Raw genomic sequence first — 9,951 nt, 5'->3', positions numbered from 1 at the left:
ATCGACAGGCTGGTTGTGGCGGTCGCCGATGCCGTCCGGCTCGCATCCGGCGAGACCGAAAGCGGTCAGTTGAGGCTGACGGTCTGAAGGTCGTGCGCCCAGGCATTGGCGAGCGCGGTGTCGCGCGAATCCGTGAGCAGGATCGGCGCCCCGCTCGCGGACAGAAGGGCGAACAGCTTGAGACCGGGCGCGAGTTCGGGCGCCTGCGGGAAGATGCGCCGCACCTCGTCGGACGAGATCGGCTTGACGTAGGCGATCTGCCCCTCGCCGAGGGCCGCCAGGGCCTGCTCGGGGATCGTTCCGGTCTCGTGGGTCATGTCAGTCATCGTATGCCCTCCTTCGAGCGGCGGTTCTCGGGATCAGTCCCGTGATGTGATGTCGATGCGGCGAACCACACGCGCGGCTTCCGGCCGCACGAGGTCGATGGAGAGGAGCCCGTTCGCCAGGTCCGCGCCCAGCACCTCCATCCCGTCCGCCAGCACGAAGGTGCGCTGGAACTGCCGGGCCGCGATGCCGCGGTGCAGGAACAGGCGCTCGCGGTCCTCGGCCTGACGGCCGCGCACCACGAGCTGGTTCTCCTCAAGCGTGACCTCGAGCTGCTCGGACCCGAACCCGGCCACCGCGATCAGGATGCGGAGCCGTTCGGGGTCGGCCGCCGTGCGGGCGATCCGCTCGATGTTGTAGGGCGGGTACCCGTCGCCGGACGATTTGGCGACACGGTCGAGTGCCTGCTCGACCTCATCAAAACCCAGCAGGAACGGATGCCCGAAGGGCGATGGACGCGACATGTTTGCGAAGCCCTTCCGGCACTTCCCAGTCCGGGGAGCCCTGACGGCGCCCCTCGAACTCCTGCGCTAGATATGGAACGCCAAGCGGTCCGATCAAGCCTCGACCGGCGCGGGGGCGGCCGGGGTGGCCGGGCGATCGGGCTCCACTGGAAACCGCACCGTGAACACCGACGAGCCCGGCGGAGGCTCTTCCAGCGTGCCGCCGATCTGCTGCACCAGCTTGCGGACGATGGTCAGGCCGAGGCGCCGCTTGGCGGCGCTGTCCGGCCCGATGCCGATGCCGTCGTCGCGGATGCGCAGCAGGGCGTTGCCGTCGTCGCGGCTGACCTGGACGGTGATCTGGCCGGTGCGGCCCTTGGGAAAGGCGTGCTTGTAGGCATTGGTCAGGATCTCGACCGCGATGAAGGCGAGCGGCACGGCGGTATCCAGGGGCATCCGCATGGCGTTGGCGTCGAGCACCGACTCGATGCCGCGCTCGCCAGCGCCGAAGCCCTCCGACAGTTCCTTCAGCAGCTCCTCAAGGTAATCCTTGAAGTCGATGGAGGCGAGATCAGGGGAATTATAGAGCAGGGTGTGGACCCGGGCCATGGCGCCGATGCGGCGGACCGCGCTCTCGAACGGCTCGCGTTGTTCGGCCTGGAGATCGCGGGAGCCGAGGCGCAGGAGGCTCTGCACGATCTGCAGGTTGTTCTTCACGCGGTGGTAGATTTCGCGCAGCAGCACCTCCCGCTCGGAGGCGGCCTTGCGCTGTTCCCCGAGTGCCTCCTGGGTGGTGGCGAGCAGCCTCGCATCCAGTTCGCCCAGCGTGCGCGAGGCGGCGAGCCGCTCCTCGCTGACGCGCCGCTCCATCACCGTGTGGACGATGAACACAGCCAGAATGCCGGCCAGCAGGAGGCTGACCGCGCCGGCGGCCGTGGTGGCGAGGGCCGTCCCGGTCATGAGCCGGTCGCTTTCCCGCCGGCTGATCGAGGCGATCACGACCCAGCCTGTCAGCCGTGAACGCCGGAAGGCGCTCGCCATGGGTTCTCCGTCGAGGTCCGACTGGAACAGCCCCGTGTTGCGGCCCGTAATCGCCTGTCGGAAGGCGGGTGGGGCGTCCGTGCCGATCGGCTGCGGCGAGCTCGAATTGGCCAGGATGCGGTTTCGGGAATCGAGCACCAGGGCCGTGAACGGGGTGTTGCGCGACTGCGCCAGCACGATGTCCTGAATGTTCAGGGCGTTGAACGTCATCAGCAGCACAAGGGCGACGGCATCGTTGCGGACCACCGGGACGTAGATGTGGATGCCACCGCCGGTGCGGGCCAAGCCGGGCCGCGTCTCGATCTGCGCCTTTCTGCTCTGGACGGCCTGGCGCAGGGACTCGGGATCCGGGGCATCGGCCTCCTCGGTCCGCGTTGCCCGGACGACGCGCCCGGTCGCGGCGTCAACCAGGCTGAGCGAGGTCCAGTGCGGCATGGCCCGGGTCATCCGCCCGGCGGTCTCGTCGAACCCTTCGCTGCCGGAATCCAGAGTGGGCAGAGCCGAGAGCGCGTGCAGGGCCGAGATCTGCCGCTCCACCTCCGCCTCGACCTGGTGGAACAGGGCCGAGGCGCGGCTGTCCAGCAGCATCTCAACGTCGCGCTGGCCCTTGCCGAGTTCCGCCCGGATCCAGAACCCGGCGAAGAGCATCAGGGGCACGAGGCCTGCGAGGCCGACCGCGGCCACGAGGTAGAGGGTCTGGAGCCGCCGGCGCGTCAGGCCAAGATAGGTCGGCCGTTCCAGCAGGGATCGCATCACCGCCGCGCCGTGCGATGGGGCGCCGCCGGGCGGACGGCGACGGGACGCTGCCCACCAGCTAGCAACGCCCCGGTCTGTCCGACGCGCCGCGACGGCGGAATGTTGCGGCACGCGGACACCACTCGCTCTCTCCAGGCATACGGAGGAGAACTCGCTGTTAAGGGGCCGGTTCCGGACGAAACGCGTCCATCCGCGCCATCGCGGCAAACGGTCAGCGCGCTTCAGCGGCGAGCCAGGCCGGCAGCGGCAGCGACCTCTCCCGGAGAAAGGCGGGATTGAACAGCTTGGACGCGTAGCGCGTGCCGGAATCGCACAGCACGGTCACCACCGTGCAGCCCGGGCCGATGTCGCGGGCGAGCCGGATCGCCCCCGCCACGTTCACGCCCGAGGAGCCGCCCAGGCAGAGGCCTTCGTGCTGGAGGAGGTCGAACACGATCGGCAGCGCCTCCTGGTCCGGGATCTGGTAGCTCGCGTCCACCCTGAGCCCCTCCAGGTTGCGGGTGATCCGACCTTGGCCGATTCCCTCCGTGACCGATGAGCCGGCGGCTTTCAGCTCGCCGACCGTGTAGAAGCTGTGCAGGGCCGATCCGGCCGGGTCCGCGAGCCCGATGCGGATGTTGGGGGCGCGCTCGCGCAAACCCTGCGCCACGCCGGCCAGGGTGCCGCCCGTGCCGACCGCGCAACAGAAACCGTCGATCTGGCCGCCTGTCTGGTCCCAGATCTCCGGCGCCGTGGTGGCCGTGTGGGCGTCGCGGTTGGCCAGGTTGTCGAACTGGTTCGCCCAGATCGCGCCTTCCGGCCGAGTGGCCGCGAGCTCGGCCGCGAGCCGGCCGGAGCGCCGGACGTAGTTCTCCGGGTTGGCATAGGGCACCGCCGGGACCTCCACGAGCTCGGCCCCGGCGAGCCGTAGCGCGTCCTTCTTCTCCTGGCTCTGCGTTTCCGGGATCACGATCACGGTGCGAAAGCCGAGCGCGTTGCCGACCAGGGCGAGGCCGATGCCGGTGTTCCCGGCGGTCCCCTCGACGATCGTGCCGCCGGGCCGCAGGTCGCCCCGGCGCATCGCGTCGCGGATCATGAACAGGGCCGCCCGGTCCTTGACCGAGCCGCCCGGGTTCATGAACTCGGCCTTGCCCAGGATGGTGGCGCCGGCGAGCTCGGACGCCCTGCGCAGGCGGATCAAGGCCGTATGGCCGATGGCTTCGAGAACGCTCGAACGAATGTCCATGGCGGGTCTCCGGCGCGATCCGGGGCGCGGACCCCCGGGATGCCGGATCGCAGGGGGAAGCGCAACGGAGGCGGGAGTCGACGGCCCGCCGCGCCGTGCTATGTGGCGCCGAGCCGAGGAGTCCGGATGTCCAAGCCGCTGGTTGTCACCATCCCGCATCAACTCGGCCGGGAGGCGGCCCGCCAGCGCCTCGTGGCCGGCGTCGACACGCTCAAGGCGAAATTCGCCGACAAGATCGGGTCCATCGACGAGCGCTGGTCGGGCGACCACCTCGACGTGGACGTGAAGGCCATGGGGCAGAGCGCGTCTGGCTCGCTCGATGTGGCCGACGACCATGTCCGGGTCGAAGTCAGCCTGCCCTGGATGCTGGCCATGATCGCCGAAAAGGCGAAGAGTTACATCGAGAAGGAGGGACAGCTCCTCCTTGAAAAGAAGAGGTAGCGCGATGGCGGCGTCCGCAACCGGACTTGTTCGGGTGGAGGCGGGGCGCCTCCAAAGCTTCGTGGCCGCGACCTTCGCGGCCGCCGGCTGCTCGGCCGAGGAGGCCGAGGCCGTCGCCGCCGGCCTCGTGGACGCCAACATGACCGGGCACGACAGCCATGGCGTGGTGCGGGTTCCACGCTACGTCGACTGGATGCGGTCGGGCGACCTTGAGCCGGGCCAGACCATCGCGGTCGTGACCGACAATCCCGCCATGGCCGTGCTGGATGGCCGCTACGGTTTCGGTGCGACGGTCGGTCGCCAGGCCGTCCGCTTCGGCATCGACAAGGCGCGCCAATTCGGGGTCGCCGTGGTGGCCCTGCGTCATGCCGGCCATCTCGGGCGCATCGGCCAATGGGCCGAAATGGCGCTCGAGGCGGGGCTCGTCTCGCTTCATGTTGTGAATGTTGCCCAGTCGCGCCTCGTGGCGCCGTTCGGCGGGGTCGAGAGGCGGTTCTCCACAAACCCCATCGCGTTCGGCTTCCCGGTCCCGGACGGGCCCCCCGTGGTGCTCGACTTCGCCACCTCTGCGGTGGCCGAGGGTAAGGTCATGGTGGCATCGCAGGGCGGCAAGCCCTTGCCGGAGGGCAGCCTGATCCGGCCCGACGGGCAGCTCTCAACCGATCCCGCCACGCTCTATGGGCCCATCGAGGGCACGAGCCACCGCGATCACCGGCTCGGCACCGGGGCCATTCGGGCCATGGGCGAGCACAAGGGGTCGGGTCTGTCTCTGATGTGCGAGCTGCTGGGCGGCGCTCTGGCCGGGTCCGGCACCGCGGGGCCGCCGCGCGACCAGCGCTTCTGCAACGGCATGGTGTCCATCTACATGTCCCCGGGGGCGTTCGGCGCCGATTCAGCGATCGCGGCGGAAACCCGGGCTTTCGTCGATTATGTGCGGGAAACGGTGCCGGCCGAGGCGGGCTCGCCCGTGCTCCTGCCCGGAGACCCAGAACGCCTCGCGCGCCAGGATCGCACCGCACATGGTGTGCCGATCACGGTCGAGACGCTGGGAGCGATGATCGAGACTGCCCGGGCAGTCGGGCTTTCAGACAACGACCCGCGGATGCTTCGGATCGCGTGAGAATCATTGACTTGGCCGGGACAAATGCGACATGAGACGGTACGGCAGTCCCGAATAACGAGACCACCTCCCGTGGCGGGCCGGCCGCACCGCAACGGTTGAGGAGTTCGCCGCCATTCGCAGACCTATGAGAGCGATGCCAGTCCCGCAGAAGGACGGCCCGCGCGCCAATCGCGACATTCGGGGCGTCCGGGACGTCCAGCTGATCGATCAGGAAGGCCAGAACCGGGGCGTGGTCCCGTTCTTTGATGCCCTGAAGATCGCCGAGGATGCCGGGCTCGATCTTGTCGAGATCGCCCCGAACTCGGTGCCTCCGGTCTGCAAGCTCCTCGATTACGGCCGCTTCCGCTTCCTCGAGCAGAAGAAGCAGGCCGAGGCCCGCAAGAAGCAGAAGACGGTCGAGGTCAAGGAGATCAAGCTCCGGCCCGGCATCGACAAGCACGATTACGACGTCAAGATGAAGGCCGTTCAGCGCTTCTTCGAGGAGGGCGACAAGGTCAAGGTGACCCTGCGCTTCCGCGGCCGCGAAATGGCTCACCAGGATCTCGGGCTCAGGCTGCTGGAGCGCGTCAAGGTCGAGACCGCGGACATCGCCAAGGTCGAGAGCGAGCCGATGCTCGAAGGCCGCCAGATGATCATGATTTTGGCCCCGCGCTGAGTTTCCGGCGCCGCGCGCCCCGGGCGCGCCCTCGTCGCGCCTGCGGCACAGCAACCCAGAACCGGGTGGTGCCGCGGTCTGGGTTGCCGGAGTTCTCCGCCGGACCCCTCGGGTCCGGGGAGCCTATTGCACGGACGAGAACGAGGTCGGGCTCAGGAAGCTGCTGCTGATCGTCTCGACGATCTGGCCGTCCTTCTCGGTGCCGGCCCGGGCGGCGAGCCATTCGGGATCGGACTGGAAGGCGTTCCACTTGCGCTCCCGCTCCGCCAGCGACTCCCAGGCCAGCAGGTAGGTCAGGTCCTGGTTCGAGGGGCCGACCAGCGTGGTCCAGAACCCGGCCTGGCGGATCCCGTGCCGCTCCCACAGCGGCAGCGTGATGGTCTCGAAACGCTTGGTGAGGGCGGGAAGTCGCCCGGGCAGGCAGCGGTAGATTCTGAGCTCGTAGACCACGGTCGTCCTCCCGGCCGCCGGACCGGCGACCGGCTTGTTCGTAAGCTCATCGGCCCGCACGGAAAAGCAGGCCGGCGCGCCGTTTCCGGGAGCCGGGTCCCTGGAGAAAACGCGGCCGCTCCGCTACCGTCGCGGCCATGATCGAAGCGCCCGACCTCGCCGGAACGCGCCCGTCCTCGTTCCTGTCCGGAGCCGTGGGCCTGCTGCCGCGGCAACATATTCGCGATCTCGTCCGGCGCGATGTGCTGAAGGCCACCGAGGAGCTGCGCGAGAGCCAGTTCCAGCCGGCGAGCCTCGACCTGCGCCTCGGCCGCCGAGCCTACCGGGTCCGGGCGAGCTTCCTGCCCGGCCGGAACGCCACCGTGGAGAGCAAGCTTGCCGCCCTGCGGCCCGACGAGATCGACCTCGAGGGCGGCGCCGTGTTCGAGCGCGGCTGCGTCTATGTGGTCGAGTTGCTGGAGCATCTGGACCTGCCAGACAGCATCGCGGCCGCGGCCAACCCCAAGAGCTCAACCGGACGGCTCGACGTCTTCACGCGCCTGATCACCGATCGGAGCGAGGCCTTCGACACGGTGGAAGCGGGCTATCGCGGTCGCCTCTATGCGGAGGTGTCGCCCCGGACCTTTTCGGTGAAGGTGCGACGGGGCACGCGGCTGAACCAGATCCGCTTTCGTAAGCTCGACTCGCAGGCGGAGGAGGTGAGGGACTTCCGGATCAGCGACCGGAAGCTGCGGGACCTCCACGCGGCCTCGCCGCTCGTGAATGGCGAACTCGGCGTCCGCAACGGCCTCGTTCTGCGCATCGAGCTTGCGGGCTTCGGCCCGGACGGCCTGATCGGCTACAGGGCGCAGCGGCACACCGACGTCATCGACGTGGACCGGAGCGCCGGCTACCTGGCCGAGGATTACTGGGAGGTGATCCGGGCCCGGTCGGACAAGCGCCTGATCCTCGACCCGAATGAGTTCTACATCCTGGCTTCCAAGGAGCGGCTGCACATCCCGCCGACGCTGGCAGCCGAGATGGTGCCGATCGACCCCATGATGGGCGAGTTCCGGGTGCATTACGCCGGCTTCTTCGACCCCGGCTTCGGTTACGCGCCGAGCGGCCATCCGGGCAGCCGGGCCGTGATGGAGGTGCGCAGCCACGAGGTGCCGTTCAATCTCGAGGACGGCCAGATGGTGTGCCGGCTTGCCTTCGAGGAGATGGCGGCCGCTCCCGACGTGCTCTACGGCGCCATCGGGACGTCCAATTACCAGGGGCAGGACCTCAAGCTTTCCAAGCAGTTCCGGGCCTCCTGACCGGCCGCGCGACTGTACGCGCTCGCACCGAGCGGCCTGATCACCTATCTTGGCCTGATCCAGCTCCGTCCGCTCCCGGCGGCGGAAGCGCTGAAACGTGAGGCCCGATGAGCGTCGTCGACCCTGGGATCGAGAGCACGTCGGACAATCCGTTACCCCCGTCGCCGGTCCGCACCGCGCGGGCCTTCTTCGCTATTTCGGGGGGCTTCTGGAAGGGACGGAGCCGGCGGCGCGCCTGGACCCTGACGCTCACGCTCCTGGGGCTCGTGCTCGTCAATCTCGGCATCGCGCTTCTGATCAACCGCTGGAACAAGTTCTTCTTCGACGCGATCGAGAGCAAGGACGTGGCCAATGTGGGGCTCGGCGTCGCGATCGTGCTCGGGCTCGCGCTCATGGCGGCGGCGGTCGCCGTGGCCATGGTCCATGCCCGCATGCGTCTCCAACTCGCCTGGCGCAAATGGCTGACGCAGGGGCTGATCGAGCGCTGGCTCTCCGAGCGGCGCTTCTACCAGCTCACCATCGTGTCGGGGGAGGGCTCGCATCCGGAGTTCCGCATCGCCGACGACGTGCGGCTCGCGGTGGAGCCGCTGGTCGATTTTGCGATCGGTCTGGCGAACGCGGTGCTGGCCGCGGCCGCCTTCTTCGGCGTGCTGTGGGTGGTGGCCGGGTCGATCACGATCGGGCCCGTCACCATCCCGGGTTACATGGTGTTCGCCTCCGTGGCCTATGCCGGGCTGACCTCGACCGCGATGGTCTTGATCGGCAAGCCGCTGATCCAGCGGGTCGAGCAGAAGAACGCGGCCGAGGCGCGGCTGCGCTACGAGCTGACCCGCGTCCGGGAATCGGCCGAGAACATCGCCCTGATCGGGGGCGACGACGACGAGCGGGCCCGCCTCTCCGAGACGTTCGGCGATCTCGCCGAGCGCTGGCTCAAGGTCATCGCCAAACAGGCGCACATGACCTGGATCTCGAACGGCAACTCGGTCCTGGCTCCGGTCGTGCCGCTGCTGCTCGGAGCCCCGAAATACGTCGCCGGCGAACTCACCCTGGGCGAGCTGATGCAGATCGCGACCGCCTTCACGCAGGTGCAGATCGCGCTCAACTGGCTCATCGACAACGCCATCCGGCTCGCCGAGACGCTGGCCTCCGCCCAGCGGGTCGTGGAACTGACCGACGCGCTCGACGACCTCGACGAATCCATCGGTCGCCACGGGGCCAGTGACACGGTCGTGCTCGGCTTCAGCCCGGACGATTCGATCCACATCGAGAACCTGTCGCTCACTCAGCAGAACGGCACGGTGATGATCGAGGGGGCCTCCACCACGATCAGCCGGGGCGAGAAGGTGCTGGTCAAGGGCGAGTCCGGCACCGGCAAATCCACCCTGATCCGGGCCATGGCCGGGCTCTGGCCCTGGGGCTCGGGCCGAATCCTCACGCCCAAGCGTTCCTCGGTGGCCTTCATGCCGCAGCGGCCCTACCTGCCGCTCGGCACGCTGCGCCACGCGCTCATCTACCCGGCGGCCGACGACGGCCGCATCTCCGACGACAAGCTCCGGCACGCCTTGCGCGAATGCGGGCTGACGCACCTGACGGATCGGCTGGACGACGAGGACCAGTGGGATCAGATCCTGTCCGGGGGAGAGCGCCAGCGCGTCGCCTTCGCCCGCCTCCTGATCGACCCGCCCGACATCGTCATCATGGACGAGGCGACTTCGGCCCTGGACGAGATGAGCCAGGCCAAGATGATGGGTTTCCTGCGCAACGAACTGGCCGACGCGACCGTTCTCAGCGTCGGCCACCGGCCGGGGCTCGAGGAGTTCCACGACCGCGAGATCTACCTCGTGCGGGAGGACGGGACCGGCTCGGCCCACGCCCATCACCGCCGCTACCGCAGCCTGCGCTCGTTCTGGAACGTGTTCCGGCGCGATGCGGACTAGGCCCGGGCGAGGCCGTTAACCTTTCGTATGCTATAGCTGCGGCTCCGCCGGCGCCGCCGGCTTTCGTCGACCCGGCATGATCGACAAGCTCAGGCCCTATCTCGACCGCCGCGTCGCCCTGATGCTGGCGCTCGGCTTTTCCTGCGGCCTGCCGTTCCTGCTCGTCGGCGGCACCTTCACGGCCCGGCTGGCCACGGCCGAGATCGACATCAAGGCGATCGGCCTCTTCGCCTATCTGCTGCTGCCCTACAGCTTCAA

Annotated in this window: 10 protein-coding genes and 1 pseudogene; 6 read left to right on the top strand and 5 right to left on the bottom strand. The window is 68.8% G+C overall.

Annotation, left to right across the window (positions count from 1 at the left end; translation table 11 throughout):
* Positions 1 to 65 precede the first annotated feature (65 nt).
* The 4 genes from JWR86_RS02685 to JWR86_RS02670 form a co-directional block, all read right to left on the bottom strand.
* Positions 66 to 326, bottom strand: coding sequence for a DUF1150 domain-containing protein (locus JWR86_RS02685; RefSeq protein ID WP_299560385.1), 261 nt, complete (start codon positions 324 to 326; stop codon positions 66 to 68).
* A gap of 33 nt (positions 327 to 359) precedes the next feature.
* On the bottom strand, positions 360 to 788 hold the full coding sequence (locus JWR86_RS02680; RefSeq protein WP_299560382.1) for an Hsp20 family protein: 429 nt from the start codon (positions 786 to 788) through the stop codon (positions 360 to 362).
* A 93-nt stretch (positions 789 to 881) separates the two neighbouring features.
* Positions 882 to 2,561, bottom strand: coding sequence for a sensor histidine kinase (locus tag JWR86_RS02675; protein WP_299560379.1), 1,680 nt, complete (start codon positions 2,559 to 2,561; stop codon positions 882 to 884).
* A 214-nt stretch (positions 2,562 to 2,775) separates the two neighbouring features.
* Positions 2,776 to 3,789, bottom strand: coding sequence for a cysteine synthase A (locus JWR86_RS02670; RefSeq protein ID WP_299560376.1), 1,014 nt, complete (start codon positions 3,787 to 3,789; stop codon positions 2,776 to 2,778).
* A gap of 126 nt (positions 3,790 to 3,915) precedes the next feature.
* Between JWR86_RS02670 and JWR86_RS02665 the strand changes: the two genes are divergently transcribed.
* The 3 genes from JWR86_RS02665 (at position 3,916) to infC (ending at position 6,008) form a co-directional block, all read left to right on the top strand.
* Complete coding sequence (locus tag JWR86_RS02665) at positions 3,916 to 4,230, top strand: polyhydroxyalkanoic acid system family protein (protein WP_299560373.1); 315 nt, start codon at positions 3,916 to 3,918, stop codon at positions 4,228 to 4,230.
* 4 nt (positions 4,231 to 4,234) lie between these two features.
* Positions 4,235 to 5,350 carry a malate/lactate/ureidoglycolate dehydrogenase gene (locus JWR86_RS02660; RefSeq protein WP_299560370.1) on the top strand — a complete coding sequence of 372 codons (1,116 nt, stop codon included), beginning with the start codon at positions 4,235 to 4,237 and terminating at the stop codon, positions 5,348 to 5,350.
* A gap of 136 nt (positions 5,351 to 5,486) precedes the next feature.
* Positions 5,487 to 6,008 carry a translation initiation factor IF-3 gene (gene infC, locus JWR86_RS02655; RefSeq protein ID WP_299560367.1) on the top strand — a complete coding sequence of 174 codons (522 nt, stop codon included), beginning with the start codon at positions 5,487 to 5,489 and terminating at the stop codon, positions 6,006 to 6,008.
* 123 nt (positions 6,009 to 6,131) lie between these two features.
* Here infC and JWR86_RS02650 read toward each other — a convergent pair whose 3' ends face one another.
* Positions 6,132 to 6,458: an NIPSNAP family protein gene (locus JWR86_RS02650; RefSeq protein WP_299560364.1), complete on the bottom strand. Its 327-nt coding sequence runs from the start codon at positions 6,456 to 6,458 to the stop codon at positions 6,132 to 6,134.
* Positions 6,459 to 6,595: 137 nt separating this feature from the next.
* On the opposite strand from JWR86_RS02650, the gene JWR86_RS02645 reads away from it, so the two are divergent.
* The 3 genes and pseudogenes from JWR86_RS02645 to JWR86_RS02635 form a co-directional block, all read left to right on the top strand.
* Positions 6,596 to 7,756, top strand: a complete 1,161-nt coding sequence (locus tag JWR86_RS02645; protein ID WP_299560361.1) for a 2'-deoxycytidine 5'-triphosphate deaminase — start codon at positions 6,596 to 6,598, stop codon at positions 7,754 to 7,756.
* Between the two features lie 107 nt (positions 7,757 to 7,863).
* The gene (locus JWR86_RS02640; protein WP_299560359.1) at positions 7,864 to 9,693 is read left to right on the top strand and encodes an ABC transporter ATP-binding protein/permease; all 1,830 of its coding nucleotides are present in this window, start codon (positions 7,864 to 7,866) and stop codon (positions 9,691 to 9,693) included.
* Between the two features lie 76 nt (positions 9,694 to 9,769).
* Positions 9,770 to 9,951 (top strand): annotated as a pseudogene (locus JWR86_RS02635) (MFS transporter); the annotation flags it as partial.

This window comes from Enterovirga sp. (assembly GCF_028290205.1).
In the GTDB taxonomy this organism is placed as follows: domain Bacteria; phylum Pseudomonadota; class Alphaproteobacteria; order Rhizobiales; family Beijerinckiaceae; genus Enterovirga.
The sequence above is the reverse complement of the archived record's forward strand: the minus strand, read 5'-3'. Positions and strand labels throughout refer to the sequence as shown.